Origin of the sequence: Pseudomonas sp. NFACC16-2, from assembly GCF_900119205.1 — a bacterium.
GTDB classification, from domain to species: domain Bacteria; phylum Pseudomonadota; class Gammaproteobacteria; order Pseudomonadales; family Pseudomonadaceae; genus Aquipseudomonas; species Aquipseudomonas fluorescens_Q.
In genome coordinates, this window is the sequence record NZ_FPIX01000001.1 from 51,887 (window position 1) to 71,211 (window position 19,325).

8 protein-coding genes and 1 pseudogene are annotated in these 19,325 nt (G+C 58.1%); 6 read left to right on the forward strand and 3 right to left on the reverse strand.

The window, feature by feature from the left end:
• Nucleotides 1–11,976, reverse strand: coding sequence for a LysM peptidoglycan-binding domain-containing protein (locus BT116_RS00270; protein ID WP_072339007.1), 11,976 nt, complete (start codon nucleotides 11,974–11,976; stop codon nucleotides 1–3).
• Nucleotides 11,977–12,225: 249 nt separating this feature from the next.
• Here BT116_RS00270 and BT116_RS00275 point away from each other — a divergent pair, with 249 nt between their 5' ends.
• From BT116_RS00275 to BT116_RS31615, 5 genes and pseudogenes are all read left to right on the forward strand, one after another.
• Nucleotides 12,226–13,410 (forward strand): tetratricopeptide repeat protein, encoded by a 1,185-nt coding sequence (locus BT116_RS00275; RefSeq protein WP_072339009.1) that lies wholly within the window; start codon nucleotides 12,226–12,228, stop codon nucleotides 13,408–13,410.
• A 22-nt stretch (nucleotides 13,411–13,432) separates the two neighbouring features.
• Entirely contained in the window at nucleotides 13,433–13,975 is a 543-nt protein-coding gene (locus BT116_RS00280) for a tetratricopeptide repeat protein (RefSeq protein ID WP_072339011.1), read from the forward strand.
• Entirely contained in the window at nucleotides 13,975–14,349 is a 375-nt protein-coding gene (locus tag BT116_RS00285; protein ID WP_072339013.1) for a hypothetical protein, read from the forward strand. The genes BT116_RS00280 and BT116_RS00285 overlap by 1 nt, the downstream gene beginning before the upstream one ends.
• 209 nt (nucleotides 14,350–14,558) lie before the next feature.
• Nucleotides 14,559–15,713 (forward strand): annotated as a pseudogene (locus BT116_RS31610) (FIST signal transduction protein); the annotation flags it as partial.
• Between the two features lie 372 nt (nucleotides 15,714–16,085).
• Nucleotides 16,086–16,586 (forward strand): methyl-accepting chemotaxis protein, encoded by a 501-nt coding sequence (locus tag BT116_RS31615; RefSeq protein WP_223471818.1) that lies wholly within the window; start codon nucleotides 16,086–16,088, stop codon nucleotides 16,584–16,586.
• Nucleotides 16,587–16,695: 109 nt separating this feature from the next.
• Here BT116_RS31615 and BT116_RS00295 read toward each other — a convergent pair whose 3' ends face one another.
• Nucleotides 16,696–18,126, reverse strand: a complete 1,431-nt coding sequence (locus BT116_RS00295) for a diaminobutyrate--2-oxoglutarate transaminase (protein ID WP_072339017.1) — start codon at nucleotides 18,124–18,126, stop codon at nucleotides 16,696–16,698.
• Between the two features lie 36 nt (nucleotides 18,127–18,162).
• Entirely contained in the window at nucleotides 18,163–18,378 is a 216-nt protein-coding gene (locus tag BT116_RS00300) for an MbtH family protein (protein ID WP_063321649.1), read from the reverse strand.
• Between the two features lie 203 nt (nucleotides 18,379–18,581).
• Between BT116_RS00300 and fhuF the strand changes: the two genes are divergently transcribed.
• Nucleotides 18,582–19,319 carry a siderophore-iron reductase FhuF gene (gene fhuF / locus BT116_RS00305; protein WP_072339019.1) on the forward strand — a complete coding sequence of 246 codons (738 nt, stop codon included), beginning with the start codon at nucleotides 18,582–18,584 and terminating at the stop codon, nucleotides 19,317–19,319.
• Nucleotides 19,320–19,325 lie beyond the last annotated feature (6 nt).

A 19,325-nucleotide genomic window follows, 5' to 3' on the forward strand; every position in this document is an offset into this window, starting at 1 on the left:
CTAAGGACGCTTAGAGATATAAATAAGATTCTTGACATCGCTCTCACTCGCAATTGATCGGTCAAATTTTATCCTAACGCTATCGGCTTCGTAGTATTTCATCAAATTCATTTCACCAGTTTTTGGAACAGGAGCCCGCCCGCCGTTTTCATAGCCAAAAATACCAGAAGTCCCCTCGTGACCCCACGAATACCTCAGACCACCTGCCAGCGTAAGGATAGGGTGCCCGATTTCGTGTGCAGCAACAACTTGATAGTCCTTGTCAGCCCAATCCAGATTGCCGCCGCTGGCTCCTTGCTGATAATAGATGGTGGCACCAGGGATCGAGAACGGAAAGATCGCGCCGTTTGTATTGAGCGAACGTGCATATTTTTTTCCACTTTCGATTCTCAGGCTAATAGGCATGCCTTCTTCATTTTTGCTCACGTTAACATTAACAACATACGTATCGCCATTCAGATCAATAGTGCGGCTCCAGAACCTAGATACCCCATCCTGGGTTAAAGACATCAGCTTGGTCGCCTGCGTCTCCGTTAACGTACTGGTGTCGTACTTCAAATTAATATTCACCCCAATCGTCTTATTGGCTGAATCAATCGTGGACTCGAACCAGTCCGACGGATCTTCCTGTCCAGACAGAACCTGATCATCGGTGAGGCCAATCTCGTTCACCCTGGACTTCGTGGTGCCGGTTGATGTAACGCCGAATGGAGAGTCGGACGTACTTGCCGCAGCGCTGCTAGCATCTGGCGCCAAAGCAACGTCAGAATAAGCTCCGATATAGCCCTGGCCAATTCCGGACCGCATCCTCTGGAATGGATTGTCGTCAAGCAAGACCGAAGGATTGTCGGCGAGAAAATCGCTATGATTTTCAGCATAATTAGCCTGCTCCCGTCGCTCGAACGCCTTATCAACTATCTGTTGCCGACGACTCTTCTGGCCTGATTCAGGACCAAAAAAATTGCCCCCCAACGACGCTTCAATCAACCCGTTTCCTATCGCATTACCAAAGGCATCTGCCGCTACGTCCGCGTAGTCCAGTTTGCCCTCCGTACCAATCAAGGCCTGCACGCTGGAACTGACCTGGGCTCCAATGACCCCGTTCATGAAGTTGGATTTGAAGTTATCGGTAGTCAGGCCCAACCCTTTACTGATCCGAGCGGTGGCTACCGAAGCCAGCGCCGACGTGGCGATTGACCGCCAGCTGAAGCTGGCGTCCAAGCCGACAACTTTGCTCGCGCCATAGTTGCCAAAAGAGTTCAGTACTGCGGCAGTGGCGATTTTTCCATAGCTGCCAGTTTGCGCCAGTTGCTGGACAGTCTGGCCGCCCGAGATCACATTACCAACTCCAGCGCCAACGCCTGCGGCGAGCCCTCCCATGGCGACTTGTCCCCAGGAAAAACCGTCGGTCACTCCCATGGCATTACCAGCGAGTTGGGCGGCAGCGCTACCGGCCATGCCACCCACTACCGCAGCTCCAAAACCAGCCCAACCTGCCGCACCGCTGAGCGCAGCGACCCCGGCCCCAGCAATAGTCGCACCTCCAGCAGCCCCCACTGCCACCAACGCCGCGCCTGCCGTAAACACCGTCGCCACCACAGCCACAACCACCATGACGACACTGGCGAGTCCTTTACTCTTCTTTTTCTTCGGCTTTGGGGGTTGGTAGATCGGCACCGGCGTAAGATCGCCAGTCACTTCGTTTTGATCATAGGCCTTGAAGGTGTCGGCGTTGTTAGCATTACTACCGGCAACGTTGGGGATAATCAAGCTTGTGCCGCGATCTAAAGCATCACCGACGCTTAATCCATTAGCGTCGGCGATGAGGTACCACATGCTCGAGTCGCCCCAGGTTTTCTGGGCAATGCTCTGGAGGGTATCGCCTTCCACGATCACGTAGCTACCAGGCGTGCGCGGCACTTCATCGGGAGAGACAGATGCGATGGTGTCGTAAATCTCCGGTGCACTGTTATTGCCGACACTTGCTAGCACGTTGCCGTTATGGAGGACATAACGCTGGGCTGTGAAATCGTAACCGTCCATGCGCGTGGTTAGTTGACCATTTCGATCCGCAGTAAAATATCGAGAAAAATACGCTTTCCCGCTCGCATTTGCCGTAAGCAGTTCGCCGCGGGCGCTGTAGGACATGATCGTCTGGCCATTGGTTCCTCTATTAACAGTTGCCTGGATCTCGCTTTCCTTCCATGTCTCAAACCCTGCAAGAGTCGTGAAATTCTCCCCCCACATGGTCCGACTACCGTTCCTGTCGTATACGCTATAGCGATAGTGAACAGAACGTCCCGCAGCGTTATATCCCACAACGGAATCACGCTCCACGCCATCAGCACCGATCTTTCGTGCCTCGTTGAAGAACGTGTATTGAGAAGCAATCCAGCTGCTACCGTTCCAGCGAGTCACCAACTGATTATTGAGCTGCCCATCTCCACGATAGGTGTAGGTGGTACGGGTGCGCTCACTGCCGTTGACATCCTCTTGAAAGATGCGGTTATTGCGCCCGTCATATTGGGCACTGAAGATCTGACTGGCCTCGCCGAGCAGCGCCCCATAGGAGGTATCGGGGTTAGTCGATAGATTTCGGATCGAAGCGCGCTTGGTGGTTGTGAGCAGCGAACCAAGGTCATTATAGGTGTAGTTATTCAGCACATATTCATGACTGGGATAACCAAAGAAATCGATAGTCTTTACATACTCTTCGGCAGATGTCCGTTTACCCACAGCATCGTAGGTATAGACCTTACCCTTGGCTTTGCCGCCAACGACACCGGCGGCTACTTGTCCGCCGCTGCTCCGGAAGCCGTCCTCGACCAGTACCCGCCCTTCCAGATCATATTTAAACCAATTGTCAATCACCGTGCGTACGCCGGCTTGATTGGTGGTATCCAGCACGACACGACGCCGATTGCTCAACTCGTCGTAGTTATAATCAATACGGGCGATTACAGGGCTCGCAAGGTCAATACCGGCAGGCATTCTTACCCCTACCAACCTTCCCAATGCATCATATTTGTAGAGCGTTTCATAGTGCGTATTGAAGGTACTCGAGATCAGCTTGAAGCTGGCGGAGTTGAATTCACGTACTTTATTCCCGGCCAGATCATATTCCGATCCAGTAGCCGCCCAATTATCTGCGGGACCTTCGGTCACCAACTTGGTCAGGCCATTGGCAAAATATTGGTAGATTTTGTCAGGGCCTCCGGCGACCTGCTCTTTTGCCACCTCACCAAAAGCATTGTAGGTGTAGGTATAGGTATGTCCGCCCCAGTCCTTATGCCCAACCAACCGAGAAACGTCCCCAGCCGAGTAGGTCCAAGTCTTGGTATTTCCCATCTCGTCCTGTTCAAGGGTCTTGCGATTGAGCGCATCGTATTCATAACTGAACATCACCCCCGACTCGTTATAGCTATGGGTGATATTTCCGCGCTCGTTATAAACCGTGTATCGGGTATTTCCCGCCACCCCGGACATATAAGATGCCCCTTGGCGACCGTCTTCGACGTTCTTCAGGGTTTCCGCTGTCTCCGCTGTGCCGCTGATTTCGGCATACAGACGCCCGGCCTGGTCGTACTTGTTGGTCAGTAGAGTAACCTTGGCACCGCCACGAATGATGCCGTGGTTGATCTGCCGATCCATAGCATCGTAACCGTCGACCAACACCGTACCCAAGGCATCCTGGGTGGCGACGCGGTTGCCATGGATGTCATAGCGGTATTGCCGTGAATTACCGAGCGCATCAACATCGCGGGTCAGTTGACCGACCTGGTTGTAGACGTGTTGGCGGATGCGCAGCAGGGTATTGGTGGTCACGCCAGTGTAGGGCCCGACCAGATCGGCTTCCTGGATCAGTTTGCCGAGGATGTCGTAGCGTTTTTCGTGGATCAGGCTGGCCCGGTAGCCAGTACCGTTCTCACGCAAGATGTCAGTGACCGGCAGGGTCTCGGTGAGCACCTGATTCGCGTGGTTATAGGTGTAGCTGGTGACGTAGCCCCGCGCATCGGTACGATTGAGCACGTTACCCCAGCGATCGAGGGTCTGTCGAATGATCGGGGTACTCAGCGTCAGGGTAGCGCTGTTCAGGGTGTCGGCGCCGAGGTTGGCCTCGAACGCTGGCAGGTGTTGCTCGAACGTGCGGCCAAGCAAGTCGTTGCGCATGTAGTTGATGCGGTCGTCGGTACTGATGCTCCAGTCACCCACCACCGTGCTTTTGCTGACTTTTTCGGAAAGGTCGTACTGGAACGCGGTGATATTGGTCGCGTTGCCGTAGGATCCGAGCCGACCGACCTGGTCATAGTTAAAAATTTCTACAGTGCCGCCATTGACCTGCTTGCGGACGACTTCACCGAAGCGGTTATAGAGGGCGCTTTCGCGCGCGGACACTTTGGTGTCCCAACCCACGGTGTACCAATCCTCAGTGGCTATCTGCTGGCCGAGCGCATCGTATTCGAAGGTACGGCGTGTGGTGTGATTCATCGCCATCGGCACGCCGAACACTGTAATCCAAGCGCTCATCGTGACATTGATTTGTCGGGTTTCTTCAATGCGCCGACCAGCCACATCAACCTTATAGTTCTGCGCCGAACCCGCCGCATCAAGCTCCTGGATCTCATGCCCTACAGCGTCGTAACGGGTGCGGGTAATCTGGCCCAGACCGGCCTGAACGTTGCCAGCGCTGTCGGTGCCAACCGCTCGGACCTCGCGGATCTGCTGCCCAAAAGCGTTGAGCAGGAGCGTAGTGGTCGGTGATGCAATGACTTCGGCACTGGCAAAAGGATCGACGGCGCCGTTCTTGGCGGTAGCCCTGGCGGGCTCGGTGACTTTGATCACTTGGCCGAGGGCGTTGTAGTCCGTGCTGACGACGTTGCCTTGGGCGTCAGTGACCGTCTTGACGTTACCTACGCCATCGTAAGTGCTACGGCTGAGCGACAGGTCGGCGGTCACCAACGTGGCGCTGACCGCTCCCGTGGTGGCGTTGATGCTCTGCTGCCAGAAACGCGCACCTTCCACCGTGGTCTGGCTCAGACGCCCCATGGCGTCGTAGCTGAAGCGAACACGGCGGTCGTTAATGCTGGCCGTCGGGACCGCCGGCAATGCATTCTCGTTCCAACTGGCGAGCTTGGTGGCGTAATCGGTCTGCCGGGTCAATTGACCGAGGGCGTCGTACTCCATGCGGGTGTAATAACCAAGGGCATCCACACTGCCGATGCGCTGGCCACCCATGTCGTAGTAGTACACGGAGCTGGCGCCGGTCTGCACCGTAGCGCCGCTGGCGTTGCGCGCTACCTGGGTCTCGCGCACCAGTTGCCCGAAGGCGTCGTAGCTGTAAAGCGTAGTGGGTGCCAGGTTGGTCAGGGTTGAGGTCGCCACGTTACCGGTGAAGGTGAACAGGCTGACGATATTTTTCTGCACCGCGGTCTTGCGCCCTAGGGCGTCATAGCTGGTGATCAGCGTGCGGTCCTGAGTGGCGTCGGGAACCAGGGTGGTGGCGGTGATATCGGTCGAGAGGTAATAACCCCTGGCCGGCACGGCTTGGGTCAAGGCATTGGCGTAGCGAACGGTACGAATGGTCTGGCCCAGGCCGTCATACGAATAAGCGGTTACGCCCTTGAGCCCGTCGATATCATAACTGACCCGTCCCAGTACGTCGTAGACCTTATAGCTGTCGACGAAATCGGTGGCCGCCACCCCACTGTTGTTGACTCGCACGCGGTTGCGCACCGCATTGCCGAGGCTATCGTAGGTGACTTCGGTGCTGACCTGGAAGGTATTGGCGGTGCCATCCGAGGCCTGTTGATAGCGACCGCTGAGCTTGTTGTACCAGCCTGGGCTGGTGATGCGAATTTGCCGGCCGATGGCGTCGTAGGCATAGCCGGTGGTGCGCGCCTCGGTCAGTTCGTCCAGTGACGGATCGGCGGCAACGCTGGCCCGCAGGCGGCCTTCGGTACGGCTGGTGACATTGCCGAGGGCGTCATAGGTATTGCGGGTCACGAGGTAACGGTTCATAGCCGACACCACGCCGGCCTCGGTGATACTGGCCACCGCGACCGCTGGTGTGATTTCTTCCACCAGACGGTTGAGCACGTCGTAATTGTAGGTCCAGACGTGACCGTTTTTATTCGTCAGGGTCTTGCGGTTGCCCACCGCATCGTAGGTGTAGGACTCGACCTTGCCAGCGGCGTCGGTCACGGTTTTTTGTTGACCGGCGGCGTCGTAGGTGTAGGTGGTGGTGCGGTCGCCGGCACTCTCGGGGCGCAGCAGCTTTTGCAGCTGTTCGACGCTCAGGGCATCGCTCGCGCTATGCACACCGTTGACGCCGGCGACGGACCAATTCGCCTGGCCGGCATCGATATTGGCATTGACGTTCAGTACTTGGCCGGTCGCCGTATCGATCAGTTCCAGCGAATCGACTTCAATCAGGCGGCTGGGGTCACCGCTGCTGTCAACGCCATAGTTGTACAACAATAGAGGCACTGCGCTGGCACTGCCTTCGATGAATTTGTTGCGGTTGACCCCTCCACTGTTCGGACTGGTGCCGCTGATGGTGCCTTCGAAGGTCTGCCACCCCATCTCCGGTGTCAGCTTCACTGCCGAAGCTGCGTTATAGGAAAAGGTTCCTCCGGATGTGTTGGCGAGTTTGTTGCCCGCACTGTCGTAAGTCACCACACCGGCATAGACGAGACCCTCCCCCGTTACCTGACGCAGCTTGACGCGTACGGTATAGGTCTTGGCCGGGTCGATGGCGATCTTTTCGAGCGCGGTAAAAATACCTGAGTTGCCACTCAAAGAGAGCGTCGAGCCGTCACTGCTGCCATACGTGGGACGTTGAATGCGGGTGGCGTATTGGACGGTCTGGGCAAGTCGCCCGTTGGCATCGTACTTGTTCTCGGTAACCGCGCCCTGGGCGTCGATCACGTAGCGTTGACGGCCTACGGCGTCGTAGACGAATTGGGTGTGCCGGTCATCGCTGTCAGGGCGCAGCAGCGCTTGAAGATTTTCGGCGCTGAGGGCATCGCTGCCCTCGTGTATACCCACGGGGCCGGCCACGGACCAGTTCACTTGGCCGGCGTCAGCCTTGGCATTGGCGTTGAGTACCTGGCCCGTCGCCGTATCGATCAGTTCCAGTGAATCCACTTCAATCAAGCGAGTGGGATCACCGCTGCTGTCGACGCCGTAGTTGTACAACAGCAGAGGTACGGCGCTTGCACTGCCTTCGATGAACTTGTTGCGGTTGGCCCCCCCGCTGTTCGGGCTGGTGCCGCTGATGGTGCCTTCGAAGGTCTGCCAACCCATCTCCGGCGTCAGCTTCACTGCCGAAGCTGCGTTATAGGAAAAGGTTCCTCCGGATGTGTTGGCGAGTTTGTTGCCCGCACTGTCGTAAGTCACCACGCCGGCATAGACGCTCCCCTCACCTGTTAGCTGACGCAGCTTGACACGCACGGTGTAGGTCTTGGCCGGATCGATGGCGATTTTATCCAACGCGGTCAACAAGCGAGAGTTGCCGCTCAGGGAAAGCGTCTGGCCATCGCTACTGCCCACCGTCGGCACCTGAATCGGCTTGGCATGACGTACCGTCTCGACCACCCGGCCATTGGCGTCGTACTTGTTCTCGCTGACATACCCCAGGGCATCGACAGTGGCACTCACACGACCGGCAGCATCATAGACATACCAAGTGCTGTTGCCCGCCGCATCGATCTTGCGCGTGACCTGATCGTTCTCGTTGTAACTGTATCGAGTGGTCAGGTTCAGCCCGCTCGGGTCTTGGCGCTCACTGGTACGCCGGCCCAGCTTGTCAAATGCATACAGGGTGACCTGCTGGCTGGGACTGGCCACCGTGCCACGCATCACCTGCACTTGCTGGCCGACACCGTCATAACTGTAGCTGGTGGTGAGCTTCAGGCCGTTGGGATCCTGGGTCACCCTTAGCAACTGACCTTTACGGTCGTAGGCGTAGTCGGTGATACGTTGCTCGGTTTTCCCTTCCGCATCAACGACCCGCACCTGGCGACCCTGGCCGTCAAAGCTGTAGCGGGTCACGCTGTTGTTGGCATCGGTACGGGTCAGCACGCGGTTGGCGGCGTCGTAGCCGTAGCGACTGATCCGGCCGAGGGCATCGGTCACGGTGAGCAGCCGCCCGGCCTCGTCATAAGCGTTGGTGGTGGTGCGGTTCAGGGCATCCTGGCTGGTGACGAGCTGCCCTTCCTTGTTGTAGCTATAGCGGGTCACCGCACCGGTGCCATTGGTGACCGTCAGGGTCTGGCCGTGACGGTTCTTGACGGTCACCACACTGACGCCGTCGGGCGTGGTCACCGTCAGGCTGCGCGTGCTGTCGTTGTAGGCGTAGGTGGTGACCTTGCCCAGTGCATCCGTTTGCTTGAGTACTCGACCGAAGGCGTCGTATTCGCTGATTTGTCCCTGGTTGAGTGCGTTCCGGGAAACAATGACTCGACCATTGCTTGCATAGGTCGTGGTGCTGGTCAGTCCCCGACCATCAACCTGGCTGATCACCCGGCCAAAGGCGTCATAAACAGTGGCACTGCCGCGCGCCAAACCGCCGACATCGTCGATGCGGCTTATCTGCTCGCCACGCTTGTTGTAGGTGATGCTGCTGACAATCGTGTTCCCCGTAGCGATTGTGCGGGTGACGGATGTCTGGTTGCCGAAGGCGTTATACCCGTAACCGGTCACGTACCCCATGGCATCGGTCGAAGACGTCAGCAGGCCACGGTTGTCATAGCCATACACACGCCGATTGTCATTGGTCGCATTGCGGATCGCTTGTACCAGGGTCTTCAGTTGCGCATTCAACACACCGCCCGACAAGGCGGCGGTGTCTGCCGTGGCCAACCGCCCCGTGAAATCAGTCCGCTCGCGAACGTCGCCAAAGGCGCTATAAACCGTTTCGCTGACCTCGCCCATCGCGTTGACGACGTGAGTCAGGCGCCCTGCCGCGTCGTAGTAAGACAACGTCCGGTTACCCAGCGCGTCAGTGGCGCTGGCCACCCGTCCGGCCACGTCATATTGATAGGTCAAACCGTACTGCGCATAGATCGCAGCCACTTCGGTGGCACTCATACCGGTCGTTACGCGCCCCGACGCTTCACCGAGCAGCTTGCCAATGGTTTGCCCAAAAGCATCGTAACGGGTACGGGTACTGCGCTCTTCAGTGGTGCCCTGGGCTTGGGTTTCACGCACCAGGCGCCCGACCGAATCGTACTCATACGCCGTGGCCGTGCCATCGGTGGCGACACGCAGGGCCACGCGGCCCTGATCGTCGAAGGTGGTGGTCGCGGTTTGTGCCGCCCCCGCAGCCACGCCGCTCTTGATGGTAGCGAAGGTTGTCGTAGCGGAAATCGCAGCAGTATAGGCCGTGGCATAACGAATGGTTTTCTGCGTATTGCCCGCTTCGTCGTATACCGTTTCAGTGACGAACTGCTTCTCATCGACACTGCCGATCTGCCGACCGGCCGTGTCGTAGAAATACCAACTCGTCAGATCACCCGCCGAAGGTGGGCGCAAACCAACGAGGGTGCCGGTGGCCCGATTCGCAAGCACAGTCGCGTTCGCATAACGAATGCTCTGTGTCAGCCGACCTGCGGCGTCATGACGGTCTTCACGCAGATAGCCTTCAGCATCCAACTGACCAATTTGATGCCCGCTGGCGTCATAGAAAAATCGCGTTGCGCGATCACCGGTCTGCTGCTTGATCAGCCGGCCTTGCCCGTCATAAGTGAAGGTGGTCAGCGTACCACTGGCATCCGTACTGGCGCTCAGTCGACCGGCATTGTCATAAGACAAAACGGTAGTCCGATCCGCAGAAGCGCTCACCGGCCGAACTTCATCAACCTGTTTCTTGAGCACCGCGGTGCCGTCGTACCAGGCCGAGGTGTCGACCAGGGTTGCGTAGCGTTTTTCCTGGGTACGCTGCCCGGCGGCGTTATAACTGTATTCGGTCACCGCACCGAGGCCATCCACCAGGGCACTGACCCGCCCGGCCTCGTCGTAAAACGTATAGCTGCGCACGCCCGTCGCATCCTGGACCATGACCTGCCGGCCAGCATCATCATAGACATACGAGGTGGAGCGCGATGCCAGGCCGGCTGCCGTCTGTGTCAGACCAAGCAGTTGGCCTCGGTCGTTGTAGGTTTGGGTAATGGTCATGCCGGCGCTATTGGTCACCGCCACCGTACGGCCAGTACCGTTATAAGCGGTTGTCCGTGTGCCAGCCGAGTCGGTCTGGCTGATCACACGCCCCAAGCCATCGTAGACAACCGAGCTGAGGGTAATCTTCCGGCTACGGTCTGCCGCACGGACTACGAACGTCTGCAGAAGCTGACCATGCTGGCTATACACGTACTCGGTTACGCTGGTGCTGCTCTCCTGGATACCTGTACCGGCAGCATTGACCGAGCCGTAAGCGACCCGACGGCTCAAATTGCCGCGGTAGTCATAACTCAGCTCGGTGAGGGTCGAACGGGTTCGGTCTCGCGAACCGACCCAAGTCACCAATTGCGACTCGGTCAACACATCCTGCGGTGTGAGCCCGGTCAGCACAAACAAGGCATCACCGTAGGCGATTTCCTGGGTTCTCAACCCCTGGGCGTTATAGCGATACTCCGTGACCTGGCCACGCCCATCGACCATGAAACGCACCCGATTATTACTGTCGTAGGCCAATCGGGTGACCTGGGCGGTACTGGCCGGCGGCTCTGTCCAGCTCCCGGTGGCAGCGTTCAGGGTCGCTGTCGCGGTGTAGCGAATTTCATTGAGCAACTGATTATCGGCACTATAGCTGCGAGCTACCGTGGCACCCGTCGCATCGCGCTCCAACAGGACATTACCGTTCGCATCGTACTGGTAGGTGACGGCGTTGCCGCGCCCATCCGTGACCTTGATGACATTGCCGTCCGAATCATAAGCATAGCGCGTGGAAAGGCGCTGCCCATCCACCGCCGGGGTCTGCACTTCTATCAAGCGGTCGTTGGTATCGTAGAAGTAGCTCCACTGCTGGCCTGAGCCATTGAGCACATCTGTACGGTTACTGGCGATGTCGTAGCTGAAGGTGGTGGTCCCCGAACCGTCGGAAACCGTCTTGACCCGGTATTCGCCATCGCGCAACTGATAAGTGAAGCTGGCCGAGGTGCCGTCACTTTGCACGACACTGGCGATACGGAAGCTGGCCCCGTCGTAGGTATAGTCGGTACGGTAGACCTTGCCATCGGCAATGCTGTTGTCTTCCGGGCTCAGATCGGTACTGACATTGATCAGTCGGCCTTGAGCGTCATAGCCGTAATACACTTGCTGGGTCAACGCACCGCCCGCAGCATTGCGCGTGTCGACGCGCTCCAGCTTGCCGGACGCGTTGTAGCTCAGCACCAGTTCCTGGCCGGAGCTGTCCTGGACCGAATTCAAGCGTCCATTGGCATCGTAGCCGTAGCTGATCTGCGTGCCGTTGGCGTCGGTGACCGACAGCAGCCTGCCATTGTCGTCGTAACGTTCGACGGTCCGCCGAGAGCCATCCGTCCAGACCATCTGACCGGCACCGGCATCCCAGGTAACGGTGTCATGGGCGCCATCGCCCTCGGTCGATTGATAGCGGCTGCCGTTCCATTGGTAGACCGTCTGATGACCGTCGCCCATGGTACGGGTCACCTGGCTGCCAGAAGTGTTCACGGTGCCGGTCAACAACAGGCTGCGTTCGCCGTCCCAGCGCCAACCATCGGCATCGCCATCGCTCAAGCCGCCCTGGGTGTTGTAGGTGCGGGTGTGCAGCAGATCCTGGCCCAGGCCAGACAATTGCTCGTCGGTAAAGCGCAGCACCAGGTTGCCGTTGCTGACATTGACCAACGCCTGCCCCCCGGCCTGCCCCAGGTTGCCTTGGCCGCCGACACCGCTGCCTCCCAACGAATTCACCGAAGCATTGAACAGCCCTAATCCATTACCGGCGACGATGGCGACCATGATTCCCTTAACTCCCCGACGAAGCTGAGCCGCCCACGCGGCCGAAACATAGCTGCCCGCCCAACGGCCAAGCAGCGCTACTGTCAGTGCTTATGCTCGGCTTTCGAAAAAAGTTTAGGGGAAATGGAAAATATTTTATGAGGCGTTGAAATTGCCTGTTTAACGCATGACAGGCCGCAGCCATCAAGGCAATAATCGCCCGGGAGAACCGCCTTCCCCTTCTTCCGATCGCCGAAAAAGAATCCATTCATGACCATTGATAACTCGTCCGCTGAACAGAATCGCCTGGCGCGCCTGCTCACTTTCCTGGGGCATGATCCGACCAACCTGGCGCTGTTGGCCGACGCGTTGGCATTGGCCATCGATCTTGGCGACGTCATTCATGGCCAACAATTGATCGACCACATGAAGACCCAGGCGATCGAAGAACCCAACATCTGTGCACTGGCTGCCCATGTGTCCTTGCAGGCCGGCCAATATGCAGAAGCGGGCGCTTTCGGGGATAAGGCAATCGAAGGTGGAATCAAGCATCCAGCGGTTATCTTCAACACCGCCCAAGGGCACTTTTACAGCGGCGACTACGCAACTGCCCATACATTGCTTTCGCGCCTGAGCCATGAGGCGCAAAGCCCTACTTCGCTATTGGTGATGCATGCACGCGCCCTGCATCAACTGGAGGAGACTGAAGAGGCCGAGGCACTGGTTGCGCGCGCATTGTTGCAAGATCCGGCAAACATCGAGATTCGCGGGCTACTCGCTCTACTGCAATACGAGAACGACAACTACTCTCCAGCATTGATCACTGCCCACGAGACACTGGCGCAGAACCCTGATCAACTCGATGCGCTGATCGCCTGCGCCTCGGTCCACTTCCACCAACACAACATCACTGCATCACGCAACGCCTGGCTTCATACAATCGCTGTGCATCCTGAATGCGGCCGGGCGTGGTCCGGGCTGGCGCGACTGGAATTCAACGAACTGGAATTCGACGCGGCTGAAGAGCATCTCAAGACGGCGGTCAAGTTCATGCCGGACCACATCGGTACCTGGCATCTTTTGGCCTGGATCTACATTTTGCGAGGGGACAGCATTCAGGCCCGCCGGGCGCTCGACTGCTCTTACGCACTGGACCGTAACTTTGGTGAAACCCATGGTGGATTGGCAATCGTCGACATCCTGGAGGGAATGACAGAGCGTGCCCAAAAAGGTATTCGCCGTGCACTCAAACTCAAACCTGACGGTCTGTCGGCTCGATACGCTGAAGCCCTTCTCCTCCAGCAAGCCGGACACCCGGAAAAGGCAGCTCAAGTGATCGATCAGGTTCTTGACCGTACGAGACCCGATAGCAGCGACACTGGCAGGGTCCTGATGGAGAACTGGCTGCAAACACACCAGAACAAGATCCCCGACCGTCATCCGGACCAACACTAAGCCATCGCACGCGGAGCCCCACATGCTGGACGCATCGGAATATCTACACTTGGCCATCAATGCCAGCCAGAACGGTGACCACCACGCCGCCCTTAACTACCTGAACGCAGCACTTGAAATAGAACCGAAGAATGCAGCGGTCCATTACTTTCGCGCCGCCGAACATGCCGAGCTCGGCCTGCTGGAGCGTGCACATGCGGAAATGATCGAGGCACTTGAACTAGATCCCGAGATGGATATTGCGCGCTTCCAATTGGGTTTGCTCAGCCTGCAATTATCGAAGCTGGACGAAGCCCGAAACGCCTTCAACTCACTGCTGAACACATCGCAGGATATGAGCCTCAGGGAATTCTCCGGGGCCTATCTGGAACTGCTCGACGAACGTACGTCGAACGCTATCACCCGGCTGACTCAGGGTCTGACAGATTGCCCTAATCCGGCATTAAAGGCAGATATGGAACGAGTGCTGGCCAGTCTTTCAGACACCGCCGCCCACATAACTCCTGATCCTACCGAACCTGCGGTATTTCTTGGTGCCTACCGCAACGCCTTCGAGACGCCCTGATGAGCAAGATCGATTCGACTCGCCTCTCCCAGGTCCTGGCTGCGCTGGCCAAGCCTAAGGAACGAGTAACATCGAGCGCAACAAACAACACCAGCGCTGCCAAGGCCAAAAAGGGCGAAAAAGATCTCGAAGTGCTGCGCGTACATTTGCAAAGTCGTCTTCGAGACCTCAAAAGAAATACTGAAGATTTCCACGAGGCGGCCCCAGTCATCACCGTGCAGGAAATCCTGCGCTGGGAGTTTGGCGAAAGCATTCTGGAACATCCCGAATTCGGCAGCATTTCAAAAAAAGTCGCTGAAACCATGCTGGAGGATCAGGCATTGGAGAAGGCCATCTACGGAATCGTTGATCGGATGGTGTCGCCTGAGCCCTAACTCATCCACGTAATGCAGCGAATCTGCCGAACTCGTACGAAAGTCGCTATCCAACAGACGGAGCAAACCCCAACCAAAAGCCCCTATGGACCGCCCCCGCAAATAGCACAAGCTCACGCCCATACAAGTCCCCAGCCGTGACCGCTACAGGGAAAGGACTCCGCACGCATACCTCGTACGCGTCACGTCGCGCTCAACCGAGTCCAGCCATGAACCTACTGAACCTCTTCAACACTGCCCGAGCCCGCTCTCAAGGGGCTGTAAGTGTGGCCTGCACCTCTGCTGAATTGGACCAGGCGCTGGCCAACGTACGTATCACCCCTGTGTTGGTCACCGGGTTCGTCTCCCCTCACCTGGACATCGACCGGGTCGCCGCTAAGGTCAAGCAGCGTTTTCCCCGAAGCGCCATCAGCCTGTGCACGACGTCGGGTGAGCTGTGCAACGGTGCGAACACGCTGTACTGCCAGACCGGCGAGAGCTGGGATCGGGTGGTGTTGCAGCTCTTTGACGCCAGCGTGATTGTGTCGGCCGAGGTGGTGATGGTGCCGCTGGAGTGCGAGGACATTCGCGGAGGGGGCAAGCGCTTGGCCATGCGTGAGCGCATCGCCAGGCTGGTGAATAACATCAAGCAGGTGCAAGTGCGCACGCCCATTGACCATCGCGATACGCTGGCTTACGTGGTGTTCGATGGTCTTTCCGCTTCCGAGTCGTTCTTTATGGAGGCGCTCTATGAGTCGGGGCGTTTCCCTTGCCTGTTCGTCGGCGGCTCGGCCGGTGGCAAGACGGATTTCAAAAAAACCCTGATCAGTGATGGGCAACGCAGTTATCAGAACCACGCGCAGATTGTCTTCCTGAAAACCGCGGCGGATGTGCGCTTCGGGGTGTTCAAGAGCCAGAACTTCCAACCTGCCGGGCTGACGTTCAGCGTGCTGACCGCGTCGGTTGAAGACCGCACCATCGACCAGGTCATCGACAGCCGGGGGAACATCAAGAGCATGGTCCAGGCGCTGTGCGATGCATTCGAGTGCAGTGCCCAGGCGCTGGAAAAGAAGCTCGCCGATTATTCATTCGCCATCCGTGTGGGCGATGAGCTGTTCGTGCGCTCCATTGCCCGTATCGACTATCAGCAGCAGATCATCCAGTTGTTCTGCGACGTGGCGCCCGGCGAAGAGCTGGTGATGGTCAAGCGCACGCCCCTTCGCGAGGCGACCCGACTGGACTACGAGAAATTCCTCAAGGGCAAGGGCGGCCGTCCGGTGGCCGCTATTCTCAATGACTGCATCCTGCGCCGGCTCAACAACAGCAGCGACCTGGGCAGCATGGCCGGTATTTTCGGGGATGTGCCTTTGGCCGGTTTCTCGACGTTTGGTGAAATTCTCGGTTTGAACCTTAACCAGACACTCACGGCGATTTTCTTCTTCAGGGTCACCAAGGGCACCAGCTTTGTCGATGAGTACGTCGACAACTTCATCGCCCATTATGGCGAGTTCAAGGCGTTTTTCCTGCGCCGCCAGGTCAAGAAACTGGCCGGCCTGAACCACGTCGTGGTCAAGCAGATCATGGCGTTCAAGATGAACGACTTCAGCAGCGCCTTGGACACTCGCGGCCTGGACAACACCATCCTGCCGGTGTTCGACGGCCTGACCGATCTGGGCCAGGTATTGGCCCAGGCCAGCCAGCAGCAAGCGCAGATGGCGACGCAAATCAAGCACTACTCAGGTGAGCTACACCTGTCGATGGATGACCTGACGGGCACGATTGACCGGCAAAACAGCGTCGCCGAGCAGGCCGGCACGACCGTCGAACAGCTTGCCACGCAAGCGGGTGAAGCGGTGGTCGGCGCCCGTGCGCTCGCCAGTTCGAGCTTGCGTATTCAGTCGATCGTACAGGTCATCCAGCAAATCGCCGGACAGACCAACCTGTTGGCCCTTAACGCCGCCATCGAAGCAGCGCGGGCAGGTGAAATGGGCAGAGGGTTCGCGGTGGTGGCTGATGAGGTTCGCAAGCTCGCGGAAATCACCCGCAAGAATGCTGCGGAAATTGGCGTGGACATTGACCTGCTCTCGACGGAGATCCAAGGCGTCGCCCAACAGATCGAAGACCAGTCCGTCGCCGTCAGCGCCCTGCGCGAGATGCTCGATGCCCTGGAAGACTCAAGCCGCACCACCGAAGGCACGGCACAACGCACGAAGGCCATCGCGGACACCTTGACCGGGCTGACCCACGCCAGCGCTTGAGCAACTGTTGCAGGGTTTGGTGTTGAGTCCGAATGCTGATGGCCGAGATGAGCGACGGCCATAGATCTCCTGTGGGAGCGAGCAAACCTGGCTCCCACATTGCAGCATTTCATGCGATATGCAACGTCCGGCCCTTGACCTCCACCAGAGCATTGGCCAGGGCAACCTGGAACAGTTCGACCAACGCGTCGACCTCCTCGGCCTGGATGATCAATGGCGGCAGGAACCGCACAACGGCACCATGGCGCCCCCCGAGCTCCAGAATGACACCCAAGCGCAGGCATTGACGCTGGATTGCCTGGGCCAATGCCGTATCGGCTGCTGGGACACGACTGTCGCTCGCCGTGTCACTGACGATTTCCACACCCACCATCAGTCCTCGGCCGCGTACTTGGCCCAGGCAAGCATAGCGGTCCTGCAACTGGCGCAGAGCCGCCATGAGTCGTTGCCCCATGACATCGGCATGTCCCGGCAAGTCTTCGCTGATGATATGGCGCAGCGTCGCAGCCCCCGCAGCCATCGCCATTTGATTGCCGCGGAAAGTGCCGGCATGGGCACCTGGTTTCCAGGTATCCAATTCTTCGCGGTACACCATCACGGCTAACGGCAGGCCACCACCGATGGCTTTTGAGAGTACGAGGATATCGGGCTCGATATCCGCGTGTTCGAACGCAAACAGTTTGCCGGTACGACCCAGGCCGGTCTGGACTTCATCGATGATCAGCGCCACGCCGAACTTACGGGTCAATTGGCGCAAGCCTTGGAGCCAGCGTATCGGCGCAGGGATCACGCCGCCCTCGCCCTGCACGACTTCGACCACCACCGCCGCGGGTGGCAGCACACCCGACTCCGGGTCGCTGAGCAGTTGTTCGATAAAATGCAAGCCGGCGTCGACACCGGCTTCGCCGCCGATGCCGAACGGACAACGGTAGTCATAGGGATACGGCAGAAATTGCACATCGGCCATCAGCGAGCCCAGTGCCTGTTTCGGCCCCAGGTTGCCCATCAGGCTCAACGTGCCCAGTGTCATCCCGTGGTAGCCGCCAGAGAACGACAGAATCGGTTTGCGCCCGGTGGCCGTCCTGGCCAGCTTCAAGGCCGCCTCAATGCCATCGGCACCGGTCGGCCCGCAAAACTGGATGCGAGCATGACGGGCAAAGTTTTCCGGCAGCGCGTTGAACAGGTCTTCGACGAAGCGATCCTTGACCGGTGTCGTCAGATCCAGGGTGTGCAAGGGCAAGCCGGAGTCGAGCGTTTGGCGCATGGCCGCGATGGCTACCGGGTGGTTGTGCCCCAGCGCCAGAGTTCCCGCCCCCGCCAGGCAATCCATGAACAGCTGACCTTGGGTATCACGAACATAGAGGCCATGGGCCTCTTGCAGCGCCAACGGAATACGCCGTGGATAAGACCGGGCATTCGATTCACGGGCCGCCTGGCGCTGAAGATACGGGTTGGTGTTCAGTTCACGCGGTGCTTGCTGGCGAAACTGTTCCAGCGTGAAGGTTGCGCTGGATGATAGACGGGGCTGGACGCTTTCCATATTGAATCCCTGAGGTAAAAACTCTGTCGCGGGCGATCAGCCCTGTCCTTGTACATGCATGGCCTGGCGCAGGCTCAGCGGGCGCATATCGGTCCAGACCTTTTCGATATAGTCCAGACACTCTTGCTTGCTGCCTTTCATGTCGAGCGTGCGCCAGCCATTGGGCACGCTTCGATAATCCGGCCAGATCGAGTACTGCTCCTCATCATTGACTACAACCAGAAAGCGCGTATCCGGACTGTCCAAACTCATTGCTTGCTCCTTGACTGACATGGCGGAAAGACGCCTACGATACAATACTAATGGTAGCGATTCTCATTAATTTTTAAAAATTCATACACTGTTCTCAAATTTCCCTATCGACGATGAACAGTCGCAAGACGGCAACGCCCTGTTTATACTTCGGGCCCCTCTGAACGATAACCGCTCTCAATTCGCGGTCCACGGATGAGTCGATGATTCCCAGCCTTGCCCCGCTGTTCACCGGTCCCCTTGCCGACCATGGTGAAAAGCTGCAACTGCGCAGCCATCCCCGTACAGATGTACCGGGGGACAGGTTCTTCCAGCACGAGTATTTCGCTGCATTCGTCGACGACCTGCAGGCACGGTACAAAACCGATGAGCGCCTGGCCCTGGTGTCGCTGTGGTCAAAATGGTACTTCAGCACCTTCCTGGCACCCGTGATGGCCGCCAATCTGCTCCAGCAATGCGATCTGCCACTTGCCCTTGCCGACACCGGGATACAACTGGGCAATGACGCCAGGCCACAGGCGTTGCACTTGCCCCATGCCGGCCAGCCTTTGCCACCCTGCACCGCCTTCGAGCGATTTCATACCCTGGTCGAGGATCATCTGGAGCCCGTCATCGAAACCTTGGTCAGTGTCTCCCAGGCATCGCCCCGGTTGTTCTGGAGCAATGCCGGCAATACGTTCGAATTCGTCACCAGCCGTATCGACCTGCACCCATTGGCCAACGCGTACAGCACCGCACCGGCCAAAGAAATCCTGAATACCCGCCTGCGCCCGAACGGCCGGCGTAATCCTTTGTTCGCCCCCGTGCAGTACCGCGATATCGGCGAGGACGAGCCACAGCGCCTGAGGCGCATCTGCTGCATTCGCTACCGCCTTCCCGGCGTCGGCTATTGCAGCAGTTGCCCACTTGATGAATGCAAACGGCAGGAACAGCCCGTTTAACTGCAA

What these genes read in the sequence shown, in the direction of transcription:
- BT116_RS00270 (WP_072339007.1), bottom strand. Translation starts at nt 11,976, where the DNA reads ATGGTCGCCATCGTCGCCGGTAATGGATTAGGGCTGTTCAATGCTTCG.
- BT116_RS00275 (WP_072339009.1), top strand. Translation starts at nt 12,226, where the DNA reads ATGACCATTGATAACTCGTCCGCTGAACAGAATCGCCTGGCGCGCCTG.
- BT116_RS00280 (WP_072339011.1), top strand. Translation starts at nt 13,433, where the DNA reads ATGCTGGACGCATCGGAATATCTACACTTGGCCATCAATGCCAGCCAG.
- BT116_RS00285 (WP_072339013.1), top strand. Translation starts at nt 13,975, where the DNA reads ATGAGCAAGATCGATTCGACTCGCCTCTCCCAGGTCCTGGCTGCGCTG.
- BT116_RS31615 (WP_223471818.1), top strand. Translation starts at nt 16,086, where the DNA reads ATGGATGACCTGACGGGCACGATTGACCGGCAAAACAGCGTCGCCGAG.
- BT116_RS00295 (WP_072339017.1), bottom strand. Translation starts at nt 18,126, where the DNA reads ATGGAAAGCGTCCAGCCCCGTCTATCATCCAGCGCAACCTTCACGCTG.
- BT116_RS00300 (WP_063321649.1), bottom strand. Translation starts at nt 18,378, where the DNA reads ATGAGTTTGGACAGTCCGGATACGCGCTTTCTGGTTGTAGTCAATGAT.
- fhuF (WP_072339019.1), top strand. Translation starts at nt 18,582, where the DNA reads ATGATTCCCAGCCTTGCCCCGCTGTTCACCGGTCCCCTTGCCGACCAT.